At 68.6% G+C, this 25,313-nt stretch carries 22 protein-coding genes; 13 read left to right on the top strand and 9 right to left on the bottom strand.

Annotated elements, in window-relative coordinates; translation table 11 throughout:
- Positions 1-169 precede the first annotated feature (169 nt).
- Together trxB and trxA are read left to right on the top strand one after the other, a co-directional pair.
- On the top strand, positions 170-1,105 hold the full coding sequence (trxB, locus tag AB0B89_RS11615) for a thioredoxin-disulfide reductase (RefSeq protein ID WP_358551217.1): 936 nt from the start codon (positions 170-172) through the stop codon (positions 1,103-1,105).
- Between the two features lie 13 nt (positions 1,106-1,118).
- Positions 1,119-1,442 (top strand): thioredoxin, encoded by a 324-nt coding sequence (gene trxA, locus AB0B89_RS11610; protein ID WP_358551215.1) that lies wholly within the window; start codon positions 1,119-1,121, stop codon positions 1,440-1,442.
- A gap of 123 nt (positions 1,443-1,565) precedes the next feature.
- Here the strand turns inward: trxA and AB0B89_RS11605 are convergent, their stop codons facing one another.
- Entirely contained in the window at positions 1,566-2,183 is a 618-nt protein-coding gene (locus tag AB0B89_RS11605) for a GNAT family N-acetyltransferase (protein WP_358551213.1), read from the bottom strand.
- A gap of 413 nt (positions 2,184-2,596) precedes the next feature.
- On the opposite strand from AB0B89_RS11605, the gene AB0B89_RS11600 reads away from it, so the two are divergent.
- The 3 genes from AB0B89_RS11600 to AB0B89_RS11590 all read left to right on the top strand — a co-directional run bounded on the left by AB0B89_RS11600 (position 2,597) and on the right by AB0B89_RS11590 (position 5,988).
- Positions 2,597-3,829 carry a PLP-dependent aminotransferase family protein gene (locus AB0B89_RS11600; RefSeq protein WP_358551246.1) on the top strand — a complete coding sequence of 411 codons (1,233 nt, stop codon included), beginning with the start codon at positions 2,597-2,599 and terminating at the stop codon, positions 3,827-3,829.
- 73 nt (positions 3,830-3,902) lie between these two features.
- Complete coding sequence (locus tag AB0B89_RS11595; protein WP_358551211.1) at positions 3,903-4,853, top strand: D-alanine--D-alanine ligase; 951 nt, start codon at positions 3,903-3,905, stop codon at positions 4,851-4,853.
- 88 nt (positions 4,854-4,941) lie between these two features.
- Entirely contained in the window at positions 4,942-5,988 is a 1,047-nt protein-coding gene (locus AB0B89_RS11590; RefSeq protein WP_358551209.1) for a beta-eliminating lyase-related protein, read from the top strand.
- Positions 5,989-6,236: 248 nt separating this feature from the next.
- Here the strand turns inward: AB0B89_RS11590 and AB0B89_RS11585 are convergent, their stop codons facing one another.
- From AB0B89_RS11585 to rpmH, 8 genes are all read right to left on the bottom strand, one after another.
- Positions 6,237-7,202: a ParB/RepB/Spo0J family partition protein gene (locus AB0B89_RS11585; RefSeq protein WP_358551207.1), complete on the bottom strand. Its 966-nt coding sequence runs from the start codon at positions 7,200-7,202 to the stop codon at positions 6,237-6,239.
- A 140-nt stretch (positions 7,203-7,342) separates the two neighbouring features.
- Complete coding sequence (locus AB0B89_RS11580) at positions 7,343-8,158, bottom strand: ParA family protein (RefSeq protein ID WP_358551244.1); 816 nt, start codon at positions 8,156-8,158, stop codon at positions 7,343-7,345.
- Positions 8,159-8,415: 257 nt separating this feature from the next.
- On the bottom strand, positions 8,416-9,105 hold the full coding sequence (gene rsmG, locus AB0B89_RS11575) for a 16S rRNA (guanine(527)-N(7))-methyltransferase RsmG (RefSeq protein WP_358551205.1): 690 nt from the start codon (positions 9,103-9,105) through the stop codon (positions 8,416-8,418).
- A 460-nt stretch (positions 9,106-9,565) separates the two neighbouring features.
- Positions 9,566-10,069 (bottom strand): R3H domain-containing nucleic acid-binding protein, encoded by a 504-nt coding sequence (locus AB0B89_RS11570; protein ID WP_358551203.1) that lies wholly within the window; start codon positions 10,067-10,069, stop codon positions 9,566-9,568.
- A gap of 27 nt (positions 10,070-10,096) precedes the next feature.
- Positions 10,097-11,056 carry a membrane protein insertase YidC gene (gene yidC, locus AB0B89_RS11565; protein WP_358551201.1) on the bottom strand — a complete coding sequence of 320 codons (960 nt, stop codon included), beginning with the start codon at positions 11,054-11,056 and terminating at the stop codon, positions 10,097-10,099.
- Positions 11,057-11,060: 4 nt separating this feature from the next.
- Complete coding sequence (gene yidD, locus AB0B89_RS11560) at positions 11,061-11,294, bottom strand: membrane protein insertion efficiency factor YidD (RefSeq protein ID WP_358551242.1); 234 nt, start codon at positions 11,292-11,294, stop codon at positions 11,061-11,063.
- A gap of 113 nt (positions 11,295-11,407) precedes the next feature.
- Positions 11,408-11,800 carry a ribonuclease P protein component gene (gene rnpA / locus AB0B89_RS11555; protein WP_358551199.1) on the bottom strand — a complete coding sequence of 131 codons (393 nt, stop codon included), beginning with the start codon at positions 11,798-11,800 and terminating at the stop codon, positions 11,408-11,410.
- A gap of 100 nt (positions 11,801-11,900) precedes the next feature.
- Complete coding sequence (rpmH, locus tag AB0B89_RS11550) at positions 11,901-12,038, bottom strand: 50S ribosomal protein L34 (protein ID WP_010849920.1); 138 nt, start codon at positions 12,036-12,038, stop codon at positions 11,901-11,903.
- Positions 12,039-12,598: 560 nt separating this feature from the next.
- Here rpmH and dnaA point away from each other — a divergent pair.
- The 8 genes from dnaA to AB0B89_RS11510 all read left to right on the top strand — a co-directional run bounded on the left by dnaA (position 12,599) and on the right by AB0B89_RS11510 (position 25,277).
- On the top strand, positions 12,599-14,575 hold the full coding sequence (gene dnaA, locus AB0B89_RS11545; RefSeq protein WP_358551197.1) for a chromosomal replication initiator protein DnaA: 1,977 nt from the start codon (positions 12,599-12,601) through the stop codon (positions 14,573-14,575).
- Positions 14,576-15,161: 586 nt separating this feature from the next.
- Positions 15,162-16,298 (top strand): DNA polymerase III subunit beta, encoded by a 1,137-nt coding sequence (gene dnaN, locus AB0B89_RS11540; protein WP_358551195.1) that lies wholly within the window; start codon positions 15,162-15,164, stop codon positions 16,296-16,298.
- 86 nt (positions 16,299-16,384) lie between these two features.
- A complete protein-coding gene (gnd, locus tag AB0B89_RS11535) occupies positions 16,385-17,338 on the top strand; it encodes a phosphogluconate dehydrogenase (NAD(+)-dependent, decarboxylating) (protein ID WP_358551193.1) in 954 nt (317 codons plus the stop codon).
- 226 nt (positions 17,339-17,564) lie between these two features.
- Positions 17,565-18,794, top strand: coding sequence for a DNA replication/repair protein RecF (gene recF, locus AB0B89_RS11530; protein WP_358551191.1), 1,230 nt, complete (start codon positions 17,565-17,567; stop codon positions 18,792-18,794).
- The gene (locus AB0B89_RS11525) at positions 18,784-19,302 is read left to right on the top strand and encodes a DciA family protein (RefSeq protein ID WP_358551189.1); all 519 of its coding nucleotides are present in this window, start codon (positions 18,784-18,786) and stop codon (positions 19,300-19,302) included. The genes recF and AB0B89_RS11525 overlap by 11 nt, the downstream gene beginning before the upstream one ends.
- Before the next feature lie 345 nt (positions 19,303-19,647).
- Positions 19,648-21,591: a DNA topoisomerase (ATP-hydrolyzing) subunit B gene (gene gyrB, locus AB0B89_RS11520; protein WP_358551187.1), complete on the top strand. Its 1,944-nt coding sequence runs from the start codon at positions 19,648-19,650 to the stop codon at positions 21,589-21,591.
- 42 nt (positions 21,592-21,633) lie between these two features.
- Positions 21,634-24,135, top strand: coding sequence for a DNA gyrase subunit A (gyrA, locus tag AB0B89_RS11515; protein ID WP_358551185.1), 2,502 nt, complete (start codon positions 21,634-21,636; stop codon positions 24,133-24,135).
- A gap of 692 nt (positions 24,136-24,827) precedes the next feature.
- Positions 24,828-25,277 carry a DUF3566 domain-containing protein gene (locus AB0B89_RS11510; protein ID WP_358551183.1) on the top strand — a complete coding sequence of 150 codons (450 nt, stop codon included), beginning with the start codon at positions 24,828-24,830 and terminating at the stop codon, positions 25,275-25,277.
- Positions 25,278-25,313 lie beyond the last annotated feature (36 nt).

Here is a 25,313-nt window from a genome sequence, read left to right as displayed (position 1 = left end):
GGGACTTCGTCATGTCCGGGAAGGCGCTTGGCCGTGGAGGGAATCCCGGACGCCTAGGATCTGTTGACGCCACTGCATCGAACAACAGGGAGACGAGGAGCCGGAGCGGCGTGTCGACGCGCACAGGCGGCTCAGCGAACGACCACCATGGGCACGAAAGGCGAGAGGCGTGAGCGACGTCCGTAATGTGATCATCATAGGGTCTGGCCCGGCCGGCTATACGGCCGCGGTCTACGCGGCACGCGCCGATCTCAGCCCGCTCGTGTTCGAGGGCTCCGTCACCGCCGGTGGCGCGCTCATGAACACCACCGAAGTGGAGAACTTCCCGGGCTTCCCCGACGGCATCCTCGGCCCCGAGCTGATGGACAACTTCCGCAAGCAGGCTGAGCGGTTCGGCGCCGAGCTCCTGGCCGACGACGTCACCGAGGTCGACCTCACCCAGAACCCCAAGGTGGTCAAGACCCACACGGAGACCTACCTGGCGAGGACGGTCGTCGTCGCCACCGGCTCGGGATACCGCGAGCTGGGCCTCCCGAACGAGAAGCGGCTCTCGGGCCGAGGCGTCTCCTGGTGTGCGACGTGCGACGGGTTCTTCTTCCGCGACCAGGACATCGTGGTCGTCGGCGGCGGCGACACCGCCATGGAGGAGGCCACCTTCCTCAGCCGGTTCGCCCGGTCGGTCACGGTGGTCCACCGCCGCGACGAGCTGCGCGCCAGCAAGATCATGCAGGATCGCGCCTTCGCCAACGAGAAGATCAGTTTCATATGGGACAGCGAGGTCGTCGACGTCCTGGGCGAGACCAAGGTCTCCGGCGTCAAGATCCGCAACCTCAAGACCGGGGAGGAGACCGAGCTCCCGGTGACCGGCGTGTTCATCGCGATCGGCCACGATCCCCGCAGCGAGCTCTTCAAGGGACAGCTCGACCTCGACGACGAGGGCTACATCCTGGTGGACACTCCGACCACCAGGACGAACATCGACGGCGTCTTCGCGGCCGGCGACGTCGTCGACCACACCTACCGCCAGGCCATCACCGCCGCGGGCACCGGCTGCTCGGCGTCGCTGGACGCCGAGCGCTGGCTCTCGGACCACGCCACCAGTTAAGGGGAGAACCACCTTGGGCGAGATCAAGTCAGTCACCGACGCCACCTTCGCGGCAGAGGTCCTCAATAGCGACAAGCCCGTTCTCGTCGACTTCTGGGCCGAGTGGTGCGGGCCGTGCCGCCAGGTCGCGCCGATCCTTCAGGAGATCGCGACCGAGCACGCCGACAAGCTGACCATCGTGAAGATCAACATCGACGAGAATCCCGCGACCCCGCGTGACTACGGCGTGCTCCAGCTTCCGACGCTGAACGTTTACAAGGGCGGAGAGGTCGTGAAGCAGATCATCGGCGCCAAGCCGAAGGCCATGCTGCTCCGCGAGCTCGACGGCGTCATCTAGACGCCCTGAGGTACGAGCTCGCGCCGTACCTCCGCCTCCTACGGGCGGCCGAGCCCCCTGTGCATACGGGCGCAGGGGGCTCTGTGAGGTCCGGCCGCCGTCCGCCGAGGGGCTGAGATCGCCTCAGACGGGGCGAAGCGCCCGTTCGGGGGACATGGAGCCCAGCAGCCGCTCCAGAGCCACCTCGACGTCCTCACGCCACGAGGCCGCCGTCTTCAGCTCCAGGCGGAGCCTGGGAAAGCGCGGGTGAGGACGAACGGTCTTGAAACCGACCGCGAGCAGATAGTCGGCGGGCAGGACGCAGCCCGGCTGCTCCCACTTGAGGTCGCCGAACGCCTCGATGGCCCGGACGCCACGCCGGGTGAGGTCCTTCGCCACTCCCTGGATCAGCATGCGCCCGAGCCCTCCGCCGGAGAACTCCGGGATGATGTGGGCGGTCATCAGCAGCACGGCGTCCGCGCTCACCGGCGAGGTCGGGAACGCCACCGACCGGGGCACGTAGAGCGGCGGCGCGTACAGGACGAAGCCGGCCGGTACCCCGTCTACGTAGCAGATCTTGCCGCAACTCCCCCATTCGAGCAGGGTCGCCGAGATCCAGGCCTCCTTTTCGAGCCCTGGATCACCCACCATCTGGGCGCGCTCCCCGCTGACGGGATCGAGCTCCCAGAAGACACACCGCCTGCAGCGGCGTGGTAGATCGTCAAGGTTGTCCAGCGTGACATTCACCAGCCGACGCGACACCCCGGGGCCCCCAATCCTTGCGAGACGAACGCGAGTCATGGCGGAAAAGCGCACGAATTACGGCGTCTCCAAACTGGCATGGTAGCCGAGTGAAAGCGGAGTACGGCGGTCCTGGTCATCGAACCTCCTGGCCTGTCGTGCCGTGATGCCTTCTAGCAGGCCAGAAGCCGTGAAAGCCCGATCCCCGGGCGTGGCGAGGAATGGGCTGGTATGCCCAGAAAAGACCCTTCAAGTGATAAATCGGGGAAGGTTCCGGCGCGCTCTGCCGTACTCTGGTCTTTCCGCAATGACCTAGCTCGGCTATGCCTAGGAGGTGGACCGTGACGGAAGAGCAGGATCACGGTCGGAGGAACGCGGCCCAAGGGTCGCGCATCGACGCCTACATCGATCGGTACGCCGCACGGGCAACCGGCATGGTGGCCTCCGAGATCCGAGCTCTTTTCGCCGTCGCTTCGAGGCCCGAGGTGGTCTCGCTCGCCGGCGGCATGCCGTACGTCACGGCCCTTCCCCTCGACACCGTCGGCGAGCTCGTCGCCGACATCGTCGCCCGGCGCGGCACGGTCGCCCTCCAGTACGGCTCCGGCCAGGGTGACCCGCACCTGCGCGAGCAGATCTGCGAGGTCATGCGCCTGGAGGGCATCGACGCCGGCGCGGACGACGTCGTGGTGACCGTCGGCTCCCAGCAGGCCCTCGACCTGGTCACCAGGATCTTCATCGACCCGGGCGACGTCGTCCTCGCCGAGGGCCCCTCCTACGTCGGGGCACTCGGCACTTTCGCCGCCTACCAGGCGTCCGTGGTGCACATCGCCATGGACGACCAGGGGCTCGTCCCCGAGGCGCTCGCGGAGACCATCGAGTCGGTGACGCGTTCCGGCCGCCGCGTCAAGTTCCTCTACACCGTTCCGAGCTTCCAGAACCCGGCCGGGGTCACCCTCAGCGCGGACCGCCGCCACCAGGTGCTGGACATCTGCCAGCGAGCCGACGTGCTCGTCGTGGAGGACAATCCGTACGGCCTGCTGGGCTTCGACGGCGACCCGATGCGGGCATTACGGGCGGACGACCCCGATGGGGTGGTCTATCTCGGGTCGTTCTCCAAGACGCTGGCGCCGGGATTCCGCGTCGGCTGGGCCCTCGCACCGCACGCCGTCAGGGACAAGCTGGTGCTGGCGATGGAGTCCGCCGTGCTGTCGCATTCGAGCTTCTCGCAGCTCGCCGTCGGGCAGTACCTCGCGACTCAGCCGTGGAGAGAGCAGATCAAGTCGTTCCGCGAGCTCTACCGCGAGCGTCGTGACGCCATGCTCGGCTCGCTGGAGGCGCTCATGCCGCCCGGCTGCTCCTGGACACGGCCCGCCGGCGGCTTCTTCGTGTGGATGACACTGCCCGAGGAGCTCGACTCCAAGGCGATCCTGCCACGAGCCGTGGCCGAGAGGGTCGCCTTCGTGCCCGGCACCGGGTTCTACGCCGACGGGTCGGGCGCGCGGAACATGCGCCTGTCCTACTGCTACCCGGAGCCCGACCGCATCCGCGAGGGCGTCCGCCGCCTCGCGGGCGTGGTCCAGCAGGAGCTGATGCTGCGCGACACGTTCGGCACCGGCTCGATGCGCGCCCACGGCGGCGTGGACACACCCGGTCCCGACCTAGCCTGAAGACGACGTACGGCAGGCGCCCCGCCCGCCGGGGGGGGCGCTTTCCGGTCCCACGAAGCAAGAAGGGTTCTTGATGAGCGATCTCGGCCACGTGCTGGTGCTGGCAGGCGGACTGTCCTACGAGCGTGAGGTCTCCCTCCGCTCAGGTCGCCGCGTGACCGAGGTGCTGCGTGCCGCCGGGATCGACGTGGAGGCGCGCGACACCGACGCGAGCCTGGTGCCCTCCGTCCTCGCCGACCCGCCCGACGTGGTCTTCGTGACCCTGCACGGTGGCAGCGGAGAGGACGGCGCCATCCGCTCGGTGCTGGAGCTGCTCTCCCTTCCGTATGTGGGGGCGGCGCCCGCGGCCTGCCGCATCGCCTACGACAAACCGGTCGCAAAGACGATGGTCCGTTCTGTCGGGGTTCGCACGCCCGAGGCGGTCGTACTGCCCAAGGAGACCTTCCACGACCTCGGAGCGTCGGCCGTGCTGGCGCGCATCATCGACAGGCTCGGGCTCCCGCTCTTCGTCAAGCCGTCACGCGGCGGGTCGGCCCTCGGGGGTTCCATCGTCCGCAAGGCCGAGGAGCTTCCCGCCGCCATGGTCGGCTGCTTCGCCTACGGGGACACCGCGCTGGTCGAGCAGTACATCGAGGGCGTGGAGGTCGCGGTCTCGGTGATCGACCTCGGGGACGGGCCTGTGGCGCTGCCGCCCGTCGAGATCGTCGCCGACGAGGGCGTCTACGACTACTCCGCCCGCTACACCGCCGGGCACACCGAGTTCTTCGCTCCGGCGCGGCTCCGGCCCGAGGTGGCGGAGGCGTGCTCGGAGCTGGCCGTCACCGCGCACACCGCGCTCGGCCTGCGGGATCTCTCCCGCACCGACCTGATCGTCGACGCGCTCGGCCGGCCGCACTTCCTGGAGGTCAACGTGGCTCCGGGGATGACCGAGACGTCCCTGCTGCCGATGGCCGTGGAGGCCGCGGGCAAGGACCTCGGCGCCATCTGCCGCGGCCTCCTCGAAGCGGCCGTCCGGCGCGCCTGAGTCTCTGGCGCGCCACGGACCGAGGACCGTCGGCCCTTGGGTGCCATGTCCCGCGCGTGCCTGTACGGGCGCGGCGTAGCCTGGCCCCGTGATCGAACCGCTTTACGCCAAGAGCTTCGCCAGCGACAACCACGCCGGAGCGCACCCGGCCGTACTCGACGCCGTCAACGCCGCCAATACAGGGGACGCCCCCGCCTACGGCGACGACCGGTGGACGAGCATCCTCGCCGACCAGATCCGCGCCGAGTTCGGCGACGGCGCCACCGGCCTCGCGGCCCTCAACGGCACGGGCGCCAACATGGTGTCGTTGAGCATGATGCTGGGACGCCGCTACGAGGCCATCATCTGTCCCGACACGGCGCACATCGCCACCCACGAGACGGGGGCCAGCGAGCGGGTCCTCGGGGTCAAGCTCGTGACAGTTCCTACCCCCGACGGCAAGCTGACGCCGGGGGACGTGACCGCGCGGCTCGGCGGCCGGGGCAACATCAGCGAGGTCCAGCCTAGGGTGGTCTCCATCTCGGAGGTCACAGAGCTCGGCACCTGCTACACACCGGACGAGATCGCCGCACTGGCGGACACGGCCCACGCCAACGACATGCTCCTCCACATGGACGGTGCCCGCCTGGCCAACGCCGCCGCCTTCCTCGGGTGCTCTCTGCGGGAACTGACGACCGATGCCGGAGTCGACGTGCTCAGTTTCGGCGCCACCAAGAACGGCGCCCTGGTCGGGGAGGTGGTCGTCGTACTCCGCCCCGAACTCGCCGAGGCCGGCCCCTATCTCCGGCGGCAGACGCTCCAGCTCGCCTCGAAGATGCGCTTCATCTCCGTGCAGCTGTCGGCCCTGCTGACCGGAGAGCTGTGGCGGCGCAACGCCGCCCAAGCGAACGCGATGGCGCGCAGGCTGGCGGACGGTGTAGCCGATCTCCCCGGGCTGAGCCTCCGATGGCCGGTCGAGTCGAATGCCGTCTTCGCCGCGCTTCCCGCCGGGGCGATCGCCGAGTTGCAGTCCCGCTACCTCTTCCACGTGTGGGACGCGCCCAGCGGCGTCGTGCGGTGGATGACCGCCTTCGACACCTCCCCCGAGGACGTGGACACCTTCGTCGCCGACATCCGTCAGGCCCTGAAGAAGTAAAGAGTCCATACCCGGGGCTCCCGGCCTGGGACGGAGTCCATTGCCTCTGGTTGGTGGCTTCTCGCCGTTTCACGTGAAACAGCGAGAAGCCACCACACTCAGGATGTGCTCTCTGGTCGCCTCTAGCGCCCCGTCCGGATGCTTCGGCGCAGAGAAGGGTCAGGCCGTTTCCTCCCGCTGGATCCCGCGGGTTGAACCCGGCCTGGCCGGTGAACCCGCAGGACTCCTGCCTTCAGATCTCCGCGGACTCAGTCGTCCAGGGCGCGGATGGAGTTGGCCGCGCCGGGGGCCATAGCGCCGATGATGCGCTCAAGGTCGTCCATGGTGGCGAACTCGACGACGATGCGGCCCTTGTGCCGGCCGAGGTCGACCTTCACCCGGGTCTCGAAGTGATCGGAAAGCCGGGTGGCGAGGTGCACGAGTGCGGGCTCGGGCGCGTCCTTGGCACGACGCGTCTTGGGAGCGGGGGCCGCGGTCGCCTCCCCCATCGACACGATCTCCTCCACGGTGCGCACGGAGAGGCCCTCGGCGTAGATACGGGCGGCGAGCCGCTCCTGTGCGGCAGGGTCGCTGAGACCGAGCAGCGCCCTGGCGTGGCCCGCGCTGATCGTGCCGGCCGCGACCTTGAGCTGGACGTTGGCGGGGAGATTGAGGAGGCGCAGCGTGTTGCTGATGTGCGAGCGGGAACGCCCGACGCGCTGGGCGAGCTGCTCGTGGGTCGCGCCGAAGTCGTCCAGGAGCTGCCGGTAGGCCGCGGCCTCCTCCAGCGCGTTCAGCTGTTCCCGCTGGAGGTTCTCGATGAGCGCGTCGCGCAGCAGCGCGTCGTCCTGGGTGCTCCGGACGATCGCCGGAATCTCCTTGAGGTCGAGGAGCTGGGAGGCGCGCCAGCGCCGCTCCCCCATGATGAGCTCGTAGCGTCCCCCGCCCACCGAGCGCACCACGATGGGCTGGAGCAGCCCCACCTCCCGGATCGAGTCAGCCAGCTCACGCAGGGCGTCCTCGTCGAAGATCTCCCGAGGCTGCCGGGGGTTGCGGGTGATCGCTTCGAGAGGGATCTCCATGAAGTAGGCACCCGCGACCGGCCTCAGCCCGTCATCCGATGCAGGCGAGGTCTCCGGAGCCGCTCCCGTCGCACCCGGAACCTCGACGACCGGCCCGGTGGGGATCAGGGCTCCGAGTCCCTTCCCCAGTCCACCACGCCTCTGCTGGGCCACGAATCCTCCTCGCCGACAACCCGCTCGCAGGGAGACGGCCACCATCGGCGCCGTCTCTGCCCGCCGCGTCCTAATTGATCCTGACGTTCGATCGAACCCGGCGCGGGACACTCCCAGGAGAGTACCGCTGCCGGGCGGGGTCAGCTTCCCGCCATCGCCGCGGCGCGGAAGGCGATCTCCCTCGCCGCATCCATGTAGGCCATGGCACCGCTGGAGCCCGCGTCGTAGGTCAGCACGGACTGACCGTAGCTGGGCGCCTCGGACACGCGGACGCTGCGCGGGATCACCGTTTTGAGCACCGTGTCACCGAAGTGCGTACGGACCTCCTCGGCCACCTGCGAGGCCAGTCGCGTACGGCCGTCGTACATCGTGAGCAGGATCGTGGAGACCCGGAGCGCCTGGTTCAGGTGGACGCGGACGAGCTCCACGTTCTGAAGGAGCTGGCTGACCCCCTCCAGCGCGTAGTACTCGCACTGGATCGGGATGAGCACCTCCTCCGCCGCGACCATGGCGTTCACGGTCAGCAGTCCGAGCGAGGGCGGGCAGTCGATGATGATGTAGTCGAGCTCGATCGTGTCGAACGCCTCCAGGGCCCGCTTGAGCCGGGCCTCCCTGGCGACCAGCGACACCAGCTCGATCTCGGCGCCGGCCAGGCCGATGGTCGCCGGCGCGCAGTAGAGGTTCGGCATGTCGGGGACCGGGCTGACGATCTCCCCGAGGGCGAGGTCATCGACCAGCACGTGGTAGACCGAGGGGATGTCGCCCCGGTGCTCCACCGACAGGGCGGTCGACGCGTTGCCCTGCGGGTCCAGGTCGACGACGAGCACTCGCTGGCCGTGCATCGACAGCCCGGCCGCCAGGTTCACGGCCGTCGTGGTCTTGCCGACGCCGCCCTTCTGGTTGGCGATGGTGATGACGCGCTGTTTGGGAGGGCGGGGCCAGTCGCCCTCCTGCATGGGTGAGGAATAGCCGATGGAAGCGGCGGCCACGGGAGCGGATGGAGCTGTTTCACGTGAAACCACTGAGCTGAGCGCCTCTCGGACCAGCGGCGAATCGCCGGGGTTAAGGGGGGGCTGTGACACGGTCGTCGTCCTTTCAACCGGCGTGGCAGCAGCAGGGGAGGAAGGCCAGCCGAGACCCGAAGGCCTGCCGCCAGAAGAGGAGACATGACCGACCGGCCAGCCAAGGCCGCCTGCCGCATCCGGCATAACCGTCACCTCTTCCGTCGGCGCCGCGTACCCTGCGCAATTCGAGCTGGCGAGTGTCCGGCGACCACCCGGACGAGAGTCGCGGGCGGATCGACCTTACCGCGCCCGACCGTGACAAGCTCGGCGGTCGCAGCACCATAGGACCGCAATTGCCGCGCGGCGGCGTCCAGTTCCTCGGCCGCACGCTCTCCCTTCATCGCCAGAAGCTGGCCGCCCTCCCTGAGAAGTGGCATCGACCACGACAGAAGACGGTCGAGCGGCGCCACGGCGCGAGCCGAAGCGACGTCGAAGACCTGCTTCCCCGCCAGTTCCTCGGCGCGCCCGCGCACCACCTCCACGTTGGTCAACTTCAGCTCGTCCACGCACTCCCTGAGGAACGTCGTCCTGCGGAGAAGGGGCTCCAGGAGGGTCACCCGCACGTCGGGCCGTACGATCGCCAGGACGATGCCCGGAAGCCCCGCGCCGGAGCCGATGTCGACGAGGTGGGCACCCTCGGGCACCGCTTCCGCCACCACCGCGCAGTTCAGCAGGTGCCGGTCCCAGATTCGAGGGATCTCCCTCGGCCCGAGAAGCCCCCGCACCACGCCGGGGCCGGCCAGCATTTCCGCGAACGCCTGGGCCCGGGGCCAGGCCTCACCGGTGAAAACCTCGCGCGCCACAGCGGGCGCGTCGGGCAGTTCGTCGCTTTCCGCCATCACTCACTCAACTAGAACGGTCACAACATCTCCGCGTAAGGGTAGCCGTCCTGGCACTCCTCCCCGCCTGCGACGCGTCGGTCGTACGACCTGGAGCCGTATGTCCTGTCGCTACCGGGTCTCTGGACCGCGGGCCGCGAGCCCCCGCACCTGGACGAGCACGCAGGAACGCCCTGCGGCACGCAGGGAATGGCGAAGGCAATGGGCGGCTCAAGAAGAGTACGAGATTCCGGAAACCGGGAGAAGGCCACCGCCGACCGACACGACGGGACCGTTAGAACGGAGGAGACGCATCGGAAGCCCGGCCTCGCCTCGACCAGGAGAGCCTGGAAAGCCGAAGGGCCGCCGATCCGATGGATCGGCGGCCTGAATGCGCACGTCTGGCGATCGCTCCGGCCCCGAGCGGGAAGGGTCTCACCCCACCCTGCCGGAAACCCCCTGCGGCGGACGGGCGGCGGCGCTACGCGGGCAGGACGACGACGAAACGCTCGGGCTCCTCGCCCTCGGACTCGCTCCTCAGCCCCGCCGCCGCGACGGCGTCGTGCACGATCTTGCGCTCGAAGGGCGTCATCGGCTGGAGGGACTTCGCCTCTCCTGAGCGCTTGACGTCCTCGGCGGCCTTGGCGCCGAGCTTGCTCAGCTCCACGCGGCGCCCCTGGCGGTAGCCCGCGACATCCAGCATCAGGCGCGACCGCTCGCCCGTACGGCGGTGCACGGCGAGACGCGTGAGCTCCTGCAGCGCCTCCAGCACCTCACCGTTGGCACCGACGAGGTCGCTTCCCTTGATGTCGACGACGGACACGAGGGCGCGGTCGCCTTCGACGTCCATGTCGATGTCGCCGTCGAGGTCGGCGATGTCCAGCAGCCCTTCGAGGTAGTCGGCCGCGATCTCACCTTCCTGTTCGAGGGCGGCGATGTCGGGCGCGGCGGCCTGGGGGGCCTGCTCCTCGTTGACTTCGGTCACGTCCGGACTCTCCTTCAAGACAACCGGCTACGGCTTCTTAGTACCTGTGCGCTTGCTGCGCGGCTGCCGGGTGGGCTGCTGGCGGATGACCTTCTGCTCGGGCTCCGGCTGCGGAGCGTCTTCGGGCTCCTTGGCGGCCTTGCTCGGCAGGATCTTGCTCAGCAGCCCTGGCTTGGGCTCAGGCTCCACCACGTTGCCCTTGGCGTCGACGACCGGCATCGGATGCCGGCTGTAGAACCAGTGTTGCTGACCGAGGGTCCACAGGTTGGTGGTGACCCAGTAAAGGATAAGCCCGAGCGCGAAGTTCAAGCTGAAGATCGCGAACAGCGGCGAGATGTACATCAGGATCTTCTGCTGCTGCGCCATGGGGTTGTCCGGCATCTGCGCCATCGACCGGGTGACGCTCTGGCGCACCGTGAGGAAGGTCGTGGTCGAGCTGATCGCCACGAAGATGCCAAGGACGATCTTCGTGAGGATGGGGTCGGCGCCGAAGGCGTGGATCTCGGCGGAGCTGGTGAAGAACGTCGCCGGGATCGGCGCCCCGAAGATGTGCCCGGCACGAGCGCTGTCCACGAGCTGCTGGGTCATGCCGTGGGCGGCCTTGTCCTCGGCGATCGCCCTCAGCACGGTGAACACGGAGATGAAGATCGGGAACTGCGCCACCACGGGGAGGCAGCCACCGAGGGGGTTGGCTCCCCCCTCCTGGTAGACCTTCATGACCTCCTGGTTCATGCGCTGCTTGTCGTTCTTGTACCGCTTGCGAAGCTCCTGCACCTTGGGGGCGAGCTCCTGCATCTTCTTCGACGAGCGCATCTGCTTGAGGAAGAGCGGGAAGATCAGCAGACGCATCAGCACGGTCAGCGTGATGATGGTGAGGGCCCAGTTGAGCCCGTTGTCTGGGGGAATGATGACGCTGTAAGCCGCGTGAATCCAGGCGATCACCGTAGCGACCGCTGTATACAGCGGCTCCAGGAATGACAGCTCCACCGAGCTAGCTCCCTTGCGTTTCGTCGTGGGACCGGACCGGGCGCGGAGGCACCGGGTCGTAACCTCCCGGGTGGAAGGGGTGGCAACGCCCGATTCGCCTGGAGGTCAGCCACAGCCCCCGCAACGCGCCGTGGACGGCTATCGCTTCGAGGCCGTAGGCGCTGCAGGATGGTTCGAAGCGGCATCGCGGCCCAAGGAGGGGGCTTATGAAGGCTCGATAGAACCGGATCGGGAGCATGAGGACCCGGGCCGCCGGAGAGATCTCCGGAGACTGCGTGCTCACGGTCGCACTCGGCAGAGGGAGGCTCGCTCCGCCCGCGTCCCGCTCTCTCGCCTCCGGGTCACCGCTGCTCATGCCTGTCCATCCGTCGCGGCCGGACGATCGGATCGTCGCCCAGGCACCCGTCGCCCGATCAAACGATCCAGCGCGACGTCGAGCTCGGCGGCGAGGTGCTCGCTTCGCGCGGACGCCGCCTGTGGATTGGCGCGTACAACAAGCAGGCTACCTCGCGGTAGGGAGTGCAGGCGGTGGCGCATCAGGTGCCTCAGCCGGCGCTTGACGCGGTTCCTGACGACCGCGCCGCCGACGGCCTTGCTGACCACGAAACCCACCAAGGGCGGATCCTGCGGGTTTCCCCGGGTGCTCAGGTGGGCGACCAAGGTGGGGCGTCCAGCGCGCTTTCCTCCCCGGATGGCGCTCGCGAACTCCTCGCCACGGCGCATACGGGAAGCGGACGGCAGCACGAATGGACCTGCTTTCGGACGGACACGGGCCCGGGTACGGCTATCGCCCGCCGGTCAGTTCCGACGGGCGAGGAAACCACGCACCGGGCTCTCCGCGCTGTCAGGCGGAGAGCTCCGCGCGGCCCTTGCGACGGCGGGCGGCGAGGATGGCACGGCCGGCCCGCGTGCGCATGCGCAGCCGGAAGCCGTGGGTCTTCGCGCGGCGACGGTTGTTCGGCTGGAAAGTACGCTTGCTCACGAGTGGGCTCCAGGCTTGAGTTCACCCGCACACGGTGCGAGCGATTGACACACAGGGCAAGGCCTATCGAATGCGTGGGCACGCCAAAGTGCCGTCGCGCGACAAGCCGACCGTCGTACGTTACGGGGCGAACAGGCCAAAGGTCAAACCAGAACGGCCGAGCAGCATGTCTCGCCCAAGGTTATCCACTATTCCACAGCCCCTGTATCCACCGCCGCCGCGTCGTCCACAGTATGTGCACCATGCCGCCCCCAACCTGCCACTAGGCTGTGGACAACGTCTTGAACAGGGATGTGCACAACGCTACTGTCGGCCCTCCAGACCTTTCCCCTCCATGTCATCGATGTGCTTGTACGCACGTCTGAGTGTTGTGGACACTGTGTGGACCGTATGTGGACAGCGTGTGGACCCGGTGTGGACCGCCGAAAGGAGCCTGCGGACAACGCTGTGGGGACAGCCGCGAGGCCCGGCGCCGACGGAGCTTGCTCCGGCAGGCGTTCATGTGGATAACGAATCGCGGCGAGCGTGCGGGGGCCGCGTAAGGGAGGAGGGGCCGACCAATGGATGGCGTCGACCTCGGTCCGTTGTGGGCCCGGGCGCTGGAGAGCTTCGCCGAAGGAAGCGTCCCGCCTCAGCAGCGCGCCTGGCTCAACATGACCCGGCCTTTCGGGCTGGCCAACGACACGATCATCCTCGCGGCGCCGAACGACTTCGCCAAGGACGTCCTTGAGACCAAGCTCCGTCCCCTGATCGCGCAGGCGCTCTCGCAGGAGTTCGGCCGGCCGATGCGCGTGGCCGTCATGGTCGACCCGATGACCGGCGCGGGTGAGGACCCTGAGCCGAGGGCCGACGGATATCCACAGGCATCCCCGACCGGTTATCCCCATGGTGGACAACCGCAGCCCGGGTACGGACAGCCTGGCAGGCAGGGCCTCATGGGCCAGCAGCCCTTTCCCGACCAGGGCGCGTCCACCGACTATCCACAGGGCCGGCCACAGGGGCAGCCCTTCTCCTATTCCTATGGGGGCAACTCCGAGGAGCCCTATCAGGGCAACCCCGGGGTGCCCTCCCAGCCGTATCCCCAGGACGGCTACCAGACTCAGGGCCAGGCCGGCCAGGAGCAGCCCCCGGCCCCCCAGCAGGAAGCCCCGCCGTCCCAGCCGTACCCCCGCGGCGACGGGTCGCAGTCCTTTCAGCGCGGCGACGCCGCGCAGCCCTTTCCCCGTGGCGACGCCCAGCAGCCGTACCCTCGCGGTGAGACGCCCCCGCCGTTCCCGCGCGGCGAGGCCCAGCCGCCGTACCCCCGTGGCGAGTCCCCTCAGGCCTACCCCCGGGGCGACGCGTCGCAGCAGTACCCTCAGCAGACCGGGGGATATGGGGCGCAACCCCCGTATTCCGGCAGGCCGGAGAGCCAGGCGCCGCGCCCCCGGCAGGAGCCCGAGACCTACGACCGCCCTGTGCAGAACCGGTGGGACAGCCGTGGCGGCAAGCCCAGCGAGCCCGCCAGGCTGAACCCCAAGTACACCTTCGAGACCTTCGTCATCGGCGCGTCGAACCGCTTCGCGCACGCGGCCGCCGTCGCGGTCGCCGAGGCGCCGGCCAAGGCGTACAACCCGCTGTTCATCTACGGAGACTCGGGGCTGGGCAAGACCCACCTGCTCCACGCGATCGGCCACTACGCGCAGCGGCTCTACGACGGGGCCCGGGTGCGGTACGTCAGCTCCGAGGAGTTCACCAACGACTTCATCAACTCGATCCGCGACCACAAGGCCGACGGGTTCAGGGCCAGATACCGCGCGGTCGACATCCTGCTTGTGGACGACATCCAGTTCCTGGAGGGCAAGGAGCAGACGCAGGAGGAGTTCTTCCACACCTTCAACACGCTGCACAACGCCAACAAGCAGATCGTCATCTCCAGCGACCGGGCTCCCAAGCAGCTGGTGACCCTGGAAGACCGGCTCCGCAACCGCTTCGAGTGGGGTCTGATCACCGACGTCCAGCCGCCCGAGCTGGAGACGCGCATCGCGATCCTCCGCAAGAAGGCGATCCAGGAAGGCCTCGCGGCCCCCGGTGACGTGCTCGAATACATCGCGAGCAAGATCTCCACGAACATCCGCGAGCTGGAGGGCGCGCTCATCCGCGTCACGGCCTTCGCGAGCCTCAACCGTCAGTCGGTCGATCTGCAACTCGCCGAGGTCGTGCTGAAGGACCTCATCACCGAGGACTCCAGCACCGAGATCACGATCGCCACGATCATGGCGCAGACCGCGGCCTACTTCGGGCTCTCGATCGACGACCTCTGCGGGAGCTCCCGCTCGCGCGTGCTGGTGACGGCCCGTCAGATCGCCATGTACCTCGCCCGCGAGCTCACCGACCTGTCACTCCCCAAGATCGGCCAGCAGTTCGGCGGACGTGACCACACGACGGTCATGCACGCCGAACGCAAGATCCGCTCGCTGATGGCCGAGCGCAGGTCGATGTACAACCAGGTCACAGAGCTGACGAACCGCATCAAGCAGAACTCACGCAACGCCTGATGATCCACAGCCTGTGGATATCTCTGTGGATCAGGGCACAGTGCCGGTGAATACCACGAATACCGCCCAAGAAGCGCAACCAAGCAAGCGTACGGCCGGTTCGCGCCGGTCCGCGGCCTGGGGACAACTCTGGGGACAACTTGGGGAAGACCTGGGGACTACCGGTGGACGACCTGGGGACGCCCTGTGGGTAGGGTCGGACGGCGACCCGGAGCACTGCTCTTACCCCGTGGATAACCGGTGGAAACCTCGTGGATGACCGGTGGATGAAGACCCCCCAAACTGGGGACGGCCTGTGCGCAACGCTCGGTTGTCCCCAGGCCGCGCGCGGAAATGCACCGCCCACCCACAGGGCCGGTGGACAAAAAACCGCCGCTGAGCTGCGAAGATATTAGACTTCCACAGTATCCACCCCCCCTAATGAGATGACCTGTATCTCTCTCTATTAAGAACTCAAGACCCATAGAAGGGTTCTGGCGGTCCTCCCGTGCGGGAGGGTGAACACTTGAATCAACGGCGCGGAGCAGTCGAGCCGGGATGAAGACCGCGATCAAGACACAGACGAACCAACAGGAGGCGGATCCACGTGATGTTCCGTGTCGACCGAGACGTGCTCGCAGAGGCGGTCGCGTGGACCGCACGCAGCCTGCCCGCGCGGCCGTCCGTGCCGGTGCTCGCCGGCATGCGGCTGGAGGTCACCGACCAGCAGCAGCTCAAGCTCTCAGGTTTCGACTACGAGGTCTCCGCCGAGGTGACCCTGGAGCTGCAGACCGGTGACCCGGGCCTGGTGCTCGTGTCCGGCCGCCTGCTCGCCGAGATCACCCGTGCCCTTCCCGCACAGCCTGTGGACTTCCTGGTCGAGGGTGCCAAGGCCGTCGTCACGTGTGGCAGCGCCAGGTTCACCCTGTTGACGATGCCCGCCGAGGACTACCCCTCGCTGCCGGCGATGCCCCCGGCCGCGGGCCGGGTCGGCAGCGACATCTTCTCCTCCGCCGTCGCCCAGGTCGCCGTCGCCGCGGGCAAGGACGACACGCTGCCCATGCTCACCGGCGTCCGCATGGAGATCGAGGGCGAGACCGTGACCCTCGCCGCGACCGACCGCTACCGGCTCGCCGTGCGCGAGCTGAAGTGGCAGCCCGACCAGCCCGACTTCTCGTCCATCGCGATGATCCCCGGCAGGACCCTCGCCGACACGGCCAAGTCGCTGACCACGGGCGCCGAGGTCGAGATCGCCCTCAGCTCCACGGGCGGCACCGGCGAAGGCATGATCGGGTTCTCCAGCGCGGGCCGCCGCACCACCACCCGCCTTCTCGACCCCGAGTTCCCCAAGTACCGCTCGCTGCTGCCCACGGAGTTCTCCGCCCACGCCGACCTCGCGACCTCGGCCTTCGTCGAGGCGGTCAAGCGCGTCGCGCTGGTGGCCGAGCGCAACACCCCGGTGCGCCTGGCCTTCCACGGGGGCGAGGTCGTGCTGGAGGCCGGCAGCGGCGACGAGGCGCAGGCCGTCGAGGTGCTCCCGGTCGACTTCGAAGGCGACGACATCAACATCGCTTTCAACCACCAGTTCCTGCTCGAAGGCCTCGGCGCCATCGACTCCGACGTGGCCCGGCTGCAGTTCACCACGTCCACCAAGCCGGCCATCCTCACCGGTGGCAAGCCTGTGGACGACGGCCTCACGCCCGACTACCGCTACCTCATCATGCCCATCCGCCTGTCGAGTTAGGATCCCCGTCGTCCGCCTGATTGGACCCGGCGGGGCGGGGTATGGCGCGTGCGTTGCGTCGTGGATGATGGAGACCTTCACGAGGGGTGGCTGGGATGCAGATCGGCATGGTCGGGCTGGGCAAGATGGGCGGCAACATGGCCGAGCGGCTCCGCCGCGCCGGCCATGAGGTGATCGGTTACGACCGCGATCCCAAGGCCAGCGACGCCGGCAGCCTGCAGGAGCTGGTCGAGCGGCTCCAGGCCCCCCGCGTGGTCTGGGTCATGGTCCCGGCCGGCGAGCCGACCAGGAAGACGATCGAGGAGCTCGGCAAGCTGCTCTCCGAGGGCGACGTCGTCATCGACGGGGGCAATTCCCACTATCTCGACGACAAGAAGCACGCCGAGGAGCTTGAGCCCAAGGGCATCGGGTTCGTCGACGTCGGCGTCAGCGGCGGAGTCTGGGGTCTCCAGAACGGCTACGCCCTGATGGTCGGCGGCGACGCCGAGCACGTCCAGAAGCTCATGCCGATCTTCGAGGCGCTCAAGCCCGAGGGCGAGGACGGCTTCGTCCACGCGGGCACCGTGGGCGCCGGCCACTTCGCCAAGATGGTCCACAACGGCATCGAGTACGGCATCATGCAGTCGTTCGCCGAGGGCTGGGAGCTGCTGGAGGCCACCGACATCGTCACCGACGTGCCGGGCGCGTTCAGGAGCTGGCGCACCGGCACGGTGATCCGCTCGTGGCTGCTCGACCTGCTCGTACGGGCGCTCGACGACGACGCCGACCTGTCGGAGCTCAAGGGCTACGCCGAGGACTCCGGCGAGGGCCGCTGGACCGTCCAGGCCGCGGTCGACCACGCGGTGCCCCTGCCGGCCATCACGGCCGCGCTGTACGCCCGCTTCTCCTCGCGCCAGGAGGACTCTCCCGCGATGAAGATGGTCGCGGCCCTGCGCAACCAGTTCGGCGGCCACGCCGTCTCCTCCGCCGAGGGCCAGCACGCCAAGGGCGCCGACGCTCCCGGCGCGGACGTCACTCCTCCCCTGGAAGCGCAGCGCTGAGGCCGCCGGGCCGTCCCGGCACTGATCGCCGTACGAGGGCCGGCGGCGGGCCCGCACGTCCCCGTACCGGTCCCGGCGCCCTCTCTGGCACCCCGGATGTCTCCTCGGCGCCACGATCGCCCTCAGACGTCCTCTGAGCCCGTGCCCGGTGCTGCCCATGGCACGGATTTGGCGTCGGATGCCGGTTGTGCAGATGTTGTCGTAGTGGCCCACTAACCTTCGTGGGGTGCATGTCGCCCATCTGTCGCTGACCGACTTCCGGTCCTACTCCGCCGTGGAGCTGGCCCTGGAGCCGGGGGTGACGGCGCTCGTCGGTCCCAACGGGCAGGGCAAGACCAACCTCGTCGAGGCCCTCGGCTATGTGGCGACCCTGGGCAGCTTCCGCGTCGCCACCGACGCCCCGCTCGTGCGGCAGGGCGCCGCGCGGGCCATCATCCGTTCCGTGGTGGTCCGCGACGACCGCCGCGCGCTGGTCGAGATCGAGATCAACCCGGGCCGGGCCAACCGCGCCAGGCTCAACCGTTCGCCGGTCCCCCGGCCGCGCGACGTCCTCGGACTGCTCCGCACCGTGCTGTTCGCCCCCGAGGATCTCGCGCTCGTGAAGGGCGACCCGTCCGACCGGCGCGGGTTCCTCGACGATCTGCTCGTCGCCCGCGCTCCTCGCTTCGCCGGGGTGCGGGCCGACTACGACCGGGTGCTCAAGCAGCGCGGCGCCCTGCTGCGCACCGCCATGCAGGCGCGGCCGGGGCGGCGGCAGAGCCCCCGCCGACAGGAGGCCGAGGCGGGGTTCTCCGCGGCCGGCGCCGGTGACGCGCTCAGCACGCTGGAGGTCTGGGACGCCCACCTGGCTCGCCACGGCGCCGAGCTGCTCGCCGCGCGGCTGGAGCTCGTCGAGGCGCTCCGCCCGCTCGTGGCCAAGGCGTACGCCCTGCTGGCCCCCTCGTCGGCCCCCGCCGACATGGAGTACCGCGACTCGTTGTCCACAGAGCCGGGGGCTTCGCGGGGGGTCGTGGCCCCGACGCCGTCCGCGGTCCCGGGGCCCGCCGTGGTCGACCGCACGGGGCTGGAGGAGGCGCTGCGCGCGAGCCTGATCGAGGTACGGCAGGCCGAGCTGGAGCGCGGTGTGACGCTCGTCGGGCCCCACCGCGACGACCTGCTCCTGCGTCTCGGCGACCTGCCCGCGCGCGGCTACGCCAGCCACGGCGAGTCCTGGTCGTTCGCGCTGGCGCTGCGTCTCGCCGCGTACGACCTGCTCAGGGCCGAGGGCGGCGATCCTGTGCTGATCCTCGACGACGTGTTCGCCGAGCTCGACAGCCGCAGGCGCCGCAGCCTGGCCGAGATCGTGGCGCCCGCCGAGCAGGTCCTGATCACCGCGGCCGTGCCCGAGGACGTCCCCGCGCAGCTCGCCGGTGCCCGGTTCGACGTCGCGGAAGGGAGCGTCACCCGTGTCAGGTGAGCCATCAGGAATCCAGTCCCCCGACGGGGTCGCGGCGCGCGGGGCCGCCATGGCCCGCGAGAAGCTCGCCCAGGCGAAGGCCGACGCGGCCAGGCGCGGGCAACTCCCCCGCCGTGAGCCTCGCCGCCGGTCCTCCGTCCGGCGCGACGCCGGCGATCCACAGCTTTTCGGCCGTGCCATCCGCGACCTTCTCGCCGACCGGGGGTGGGAGCAGCCGCTGGCCGTCGGAGGGGTGTTCGGGCGCTGGCACGAGATCGTCGGGCCCGATCTGGCGGCCCACACCAAGCCGGAGACCTTCGCCGACGGGGAGGTCCTGGTCGTCGCCGACTCCACCGCCTGGGCCACGCAGGTGCGCCTGCTGGCATCCACCCTGGTCAGACGCCTGAACGAGGAGCTCGGAGACGGCACGGTCCGCCGGGTGAAGGTGCGCGGCCCCCAGAACGGGCCAAGGCCGACGGGCGGGCTCCGGGTGACGGGCAGCCGCGGCCCGGGTGACACCTACGGCTGAGCCGGGCTTCACAGGGTCGTCCGATCAGCGAAACTCAGGTGGAGACCCCCGGGGAAACCGATCAGAATCACGTTGGCGGTAGTGACCCCCTTCCCCGTGGGGGGATGCTCTAGAGCACATCCAACGCCCGACAGGCCATCACAGCGGCCGTCAATGCCACCTGATGCGCTTCTGACCGGTAGAATGAAATCGGATTCCGGACACGTCCGCATGCGAGTCACCCCCGGCCGCGCGCCGATCTCCCTGGGTGGTCGCATCGAGGCACTCACGACGGTGACGGGCACGGCAGGGGCAGCCGATTGTTGGTCTTCCCTGCCGCGTGTCCGCGGCAGGAGGATTTCGCACTTGTCCTACGACGCTAGCTCAATCACCGTTCTCGAAGGACTTGAGGCGGTTCGTAAGCGCCCTGGCATGTACATCGGCTCGACGGGTGAGCGTGGCCTCCACCACCTCGTCCAAGAGGTTGTGGACAACTCCGTCGACGAGGCACTCGCGGGGCACGCCGATCACATCGAGGTCACCCTCCTCGCCGACAACGGCGTCCGGGTAGTGGACAACGGCCGCGGCATCCCTGTCGGCATCGTCCCCGGTGAGGAGCGCCCGGCCGTCGAGGTCGTCCTCACCGTCCTGCACGCGGGCGGCAAGTTCGACAGCAAGTCCTATGCCGTCTCCGGCGGCCTGCACGGCGTCGGCGTCTCGGTCGTCAACGCCCTGTCCTCGCGCCTTGAGGTCGAGATCAGGACCGAAGGCCATTACTGGCGGCAGTCCTACTCCGAGAGCAAGCCGACCGGTCCGCTGGTCAAGGGCGAGCCGACCGACGAGACCGGCACCTCGATCACGTTCTGGGCCGACGGCACGATCTTCGAGACCACGACCTGGAACTTCGAGACGCTGTCGCGCCGGTTCCAGGAGATGGCCTTCCTGAACAAGGGGCTCACGATCATCCTCCGCGACGAGCGGCCGGATCACGTCAACGGTGACCCCACCATCGTGACTTATCACTACGAGGGCGGTATTTCCGACTTCGTCAAGCACATCAACTCCAAGAAGGAGGCCGTCCACAGCTCGGTCATCGACTTCGAGTCCGAGGGCGACGGCATCTCCGTCGAGATCGCGATGCAGTGGAACGCCTCCTACAGCGAGTCGGTCTACACCTTCGCCAACACGATCAACACCGCCGAGGGCGGCACCCACGAGGAGGGCTTCCGCGCGGCGCTGACGACCATCGTCAACCGCTACGCCCGGGAGCAGAAGTTCCTCAAGGAGGGCAAGGACGACAACCTCACCGGTGACGACATCCGTGAGGGCCTGACCGCCATCATCTCGGTGAAGCTGGCCGACCCGCAGTTCGAGGGCCAGACCAAGACCAAGCTCGGCAACACCGAGGCCAAGTCGTTCGTGCAGAAGGCGTGCAACGACTACATCCGCGACTGGTTCGAGCGGAACCCCGGCGAGGCCAAGGAGATCCTCAGCAAGTCCCTTCAGGCCTCCCGCGCCCGCATCGCCGCGCGCCAGGCCCGTGACCTCACCCGGCGCAAGTCGCTGCTGGAGGCGGGCTCAGGGCTCCCCGGCAAGCTGGCCGACTGCCAGTGGACCGAGCCCGAGAAGTGTGAGCTCTACATCGTCGAGGGCGACTCGGCCGGCGGCTCGGCCAAGGGTGGCCGCGATCCCAAGTTCCAGGCCATCCTCCCGATCCGCGGCAAGATCCTCAACGTCGAGAAGGCCCGCATCGACCGGGTCCTCAAGAACAACGAGGTCCAGGCGCTGATCACCGCTCTCGGCACGGGTGTGCACGCCGAGTTCGACATCGAGAAGCTCCGCTACCACAAGCTCATCCTGATGGCGGACGCCGACGTCGACGGCCAGCACATCACCACGCTGCTGCTGACGCTGCTCTTCCGCTTCATGCGCCCCCTGATCGAGGCGGGCCACGTGTACCTTTCCCAGCCCCCGCTCTACAAGATCAAGTGGGACAGGAAGGGCGAGGACGCCAGTTACGCCTACTCCGACCGCGAGCGGGACGCCATCATCCAGGGTGGCATCGACCAGGGCCGGCGTGACCCGCGCCAGCACGACGGTGTCCAGCGCTTCAAGGGTCTGGGCGAGATGAACGCCTCCCAGCTCTGGGAGACCACGATGAACCCGGCGACCCGGGTTCTTCTTCAGGTCACGCTCGACGACGCGGCCCAGGCCGACGAGATGTTCACCGTGCTCATGGGTGAGGACGTCGAGGCACGGAGATCGTTCATCATCAGAAACGCAAGGGATGTCCGATTCCTGGACGTGTAGCGGCAGCCGTAGAGACTCATCTTCCAAAAGGACATACCACTCGTGACCGAAGTGAACATCCCGCCGGGACCTCCCGCTGACCGCATCGAACCCGTCGACATCCAGTCCGAGATGCAGCGCAGCTACATGGACTACGCGATGTCGGTCATCGTGTCGCGGGCGCTGCCCGACGTGCGTGACGGTCTGAAGCCAGTACACCGGCGTGTGCTCTACGCCATGTACGACGGCGGCTACCGGCCCGACCGCGGATATTTCAAGTGCTCCCGCGTCGTCGGCGACGTGATGGGCTCCTACCACCCGCACGGCGACGCGTCGATCTACGACACCGTCGTACGACTGGCGCAGCCCTGGGCGCTGCGTTACACGCTGGTCGACGGCCAGGGCAACTTCGGCTCGCCCGGCAACGACCCGGCCGCCGCCATGCGGTACACCGAGTGCCGGCTCGCGCCGATCGCCATGGAGATGCTCCGTGACATCGACAAGGAGACCGTCGACTTCCAGCCCAACTACGACGGGCGCTCCCAGGAGCCCATCGTCCTGCCGGCGAGGTTCCCCAACCTGCTGGTCAACGGCGCCGCCGGCATCGCGGTCGGCATGGCCACCAACATCCCGCCGCACAACCTGCGCGAGGTCGCCGAGGCCGTCAAGTGGTGCCTGGAGCACCCCGAGGCGACCGACGAGGAGCTCCTCGAAGCGTTGATCGCCCGGGTCAAGGGCCCCGACTTCCCCACCGGCGCGCTGATCGTTGGCCGCCGCGGCATCGACGACGCCTACCGCACCGGGCGCGGCTCGATCACCATGCGGGCGATCGTCGAGGTCGAGGAGGACGCCAAGGGCCGGCAGAACCTGGTCGTCACGGCCCTGCCGTACCAGGTCAACCCCGACAACCTTGCGCTGACCATCGCCGAGTTGGTGAAGGACGGCAAGATCACCGGCATCGCCGACGTGCGCGACGAGACCTCCTCGCGCACCGGCCAGCGCCTCGTGATCGTCCTCAAGCGTGACGCCGTCGCCAAGGTCGTGCTGAACAACCTCTACAAGCACACCCAGCTCCAGACGACGTTCGGCGCGAACATGCTGGCGCTGGTCGACGGTGTGCCGAGGACGCTCCGCCTCGACCAGTTCGTCAAGTACTACGTCGCCCACCAGATCGAGGTCGTGGTCCGCCGGACCCGCTACCTCCTGCGCAAGGCCCAGGAGCGCGCCCACATCCTGAGCGGTCTGCTCAAGGCCATGGACCGCATGGACGAGGTCATCGCGCTGATCCGCAGGTCGCCCTCGGCGGCGCAGGCGGTCGGCGGGCTGATCGAGCTCCTGGAGATCGACGACATCCAGGCGCAGGCCATCCTCGACATGCAGCTGCGCAAGCTCGCCGCGCTGGAGCGCCAGCAGATCATCGACGAGTACGAGGCGCTGATGACGCAGATCGCCGAATACCAGGCGATCCTGGCCTCCGAGCCGCGGCAGCGGCAGATCGTGGCCGACGAGCTCGGCGACATCGTCAACAAGTTCGGCGACGAGCGCAAGACCGAGATCATCGCCTATGACGGCGACATGTCCATTGAGGACCTCATCGCCGAGGAGGACATGGTCGTCACGATCACCCGTGGCGGCTACGCCAAGCGCACCAAGACCGACCATTACCGGGCGCAGAAGCGCGGCGGCAAGGGCGTGCGCGGCGCGCAGCTCCGGCAGGACGACATCGTCGAGCACTTCTTCGTCACGACGACCCACCACTGGCTGCTGTTCTTCACCAACAAGGGCCGCGTCTACCGGATCAAGGCGTACGAGTTCCCCGACGCCGGCCGTGACGCGCGCGGCCAGCACCTGGCGAACCTCCTGGCGATGCAGCCCGACGAGCACGTCATGGAGATCCTCGATCTTCGTGACTACCAGGTCTCGCCCTACCTCGTGCTGGCGACCCGCAGCGGCCTGGTGAAGAAGACCCGGCTCTCCGAGTACGACTCCCCCAGGTCGGGTGGCCTGATCGCGATCAACCTCCGCGAGGACGACGAGGTCATCGCCGCCAAGCTGGTCTCGGAAGAGGACGACATCCTGCTGGTGTCCCGGGGCGCCAAGTCCATCCGCTTCACCGCCTCCGACGAGGCCCTGCGCCCGATGGGCCGCGCGACCAGCGGTGTCATCGGCATGAGGTTCCTCGATGGGGACGAGCTGCTGGCGATGAACGTCCTTAGCGACGGCGCCGACGTGCTTATCGCGACCGAGGGCGGGTATGCGAAGCGCACTCCGGTGGATCAGTATCCCGTTCAAGGTAGGGGCGGGCAGGGTGTGCTGACTGCAAAGATTGTCAGTGCTCGTGGCAAGCTGGTCGGAGCAGTAATGGTGAGTCCCGAGGACGAGGTGTTCGCTATCACCTCCGCAGGCGGGGTGATCCGCACCAGCGCGGGCGAGATCAAGCAGTCCGGCCGCCAGACCATGGGAGTGCGTCTGATGAACCTCTCGGAGGGAGACAGCGTGGTTGCCCTCGCCCGCAACGCCGAAGCGCTGGAAAGCGAGGACAACGGGGGGGATGAGGAGGAATGAGCCCTCAGGCCAACTCCGGTGGTATCGGTGATTCCGGTAAATCGCCCAGTACTTCGGGAAATCGAAAGCGGAACCCGCCCAAGGGGGTCCGCCCCGCCTCCTCGGTGAACTCCTCCACTCGCAATCAGGTGACGGAGAGCGTGAACTCCTCGGAAAGTACGGGCACGGCGCGACCTCCGGCCGGCCCGAGTGATGACAGGGTTGTCGTCGTGTCCAGTGACGATGACGCGGTGACCCCTGGCGGTGACGGCGAGAACGGAGACGCGACCCTGCGCATCCGTTCCTCGTCGGTTCCCGACAATTCCTGGTCGCCCTCTCCTGACGGCCCGGGTGGCGGCCCGACCAGGCCCGCTCAGAAGCCGCCGGCCCCGCCAGCCTCGGCTCCGGCGACGCCCGTGGGCCCGTCGACCACTCCGCGCCCCGGCCCTGATGCCAACCCGAGGCCGGGTGCCGGCGGCGCTCCACGACCCCGCCCCGACAGCACCCCGAGGCCGGGCCCGGACGGCAGCCCCCGGCCCGGCGCACCGCAACCGGGTTCCGGCAGCCCCCGGCCCGGCGGCGCGCCGCAGCCAGGTACCCGGCCCGGTTCCGGAGGCGTACCGGGTGCGGGCGGCGCTTCGCAGCCCGGCTCACGTCCCGGTGCCGGGAAGTCCGCCTCGGGTTCCGGGTCCAAGCAGGGCGGTCTCGGGGCCGTGTCGGCCCTGTCCACCCCGGAGCCGGCCCTCGGACGCACCGAGCAACGCGACAAGCCCTCGCCGGTCAAGGCTCCCCGCAAGGCCCACTTGGTGCTGCGCAGGATCGAGCCCTGGTCGGCGATGAAGTTCAGCTTCGTCGTCTCGCTCGTCTGCTTCGTGGTGCTGTTCGTGGCCGTCGCCGTCCTGTACGGCGTTCTGTCGGCGCTCGGCGTCTTCGACTCGATCGTGAACACCGTGACGCAGCTCACCGTTCCCGACGGGAAGACGACCAGCGGCATCGACATCAAGTCGTGGTTCGAGCCCGTGAGGATCCTCGGCTACACCGCCCTGCTCGGCGCGGTGAACGTCGTCCTGATCACCGCTCTCTCCACGCTCGGATCCGTCATCTACAACGTCGCCTCCGACCTGGTGGGCGGGGTCGAAGTGACCTTCAGCGAGGCCGAATAGGTCCGCAGGGGCCGTTGAGGGCTCGGCCAGGAGCCC

The sequence above is a fragment of the Sphaerisporangium sp. NPDC049002 genome (genome assembly GCF_040649355.1).
Classification (GTDB): Bacteria; Actinomycetota; Actinomycetes; order Streptosporangiales; family Streptosporangiaceae; genus Sphaerisporangium.
Note: the sequence above shows the minus strand (reverse complement) of the source record. Positions and strands in the feature narration are given on the sequence as shown.

Bases quoted from the DNA above. Each gene is read 5' to 3' on its own strand.
- AB0B89_RS11600 (WP_358551246.1), top strand. From the start codon at position 2,597: ATGGTGGCCTCCGAGATCCGAGCTCTTTTCGCCGTCGCTTCGAGGCCC.
- AB0B89_RS11595 (WP_358551211.1), top strand. From the start codon at position 3,903: ATGAGCGATCTCGGCCACGTGCTGGTGCTGGCAGGCGGACTGTCCTAC.
- AB0B89_RS11580 (WP_358551244.1), bottom strand. From the start codon at position 8,158: ATGCAGGAGGGCGACTGGCCCCGCCCTCCCAAACAGCGCGTCATCACC.
- rsmG (WP_358551205.1), bottom strand. From the start codon at position 9,105: ATGGCGGAAAGCGACGAACTGCCCGACGCGCCCGCTGTGGCGCGCGAG.
- yidD (WP_358551242.1), bottom strand. From the start codon at position 11,294: ATGCTCCCGATCCGGTTCTATCGAGCCTTCATAAGCCCCCTCCTTGGG.
- dnaA (WP_358551197.1), top strand. From the start codon at position 12,599: ATGGATGGCGTCGACCTCGGTCCGTTGTGGGCCCGGGCGCTGGAGAGC.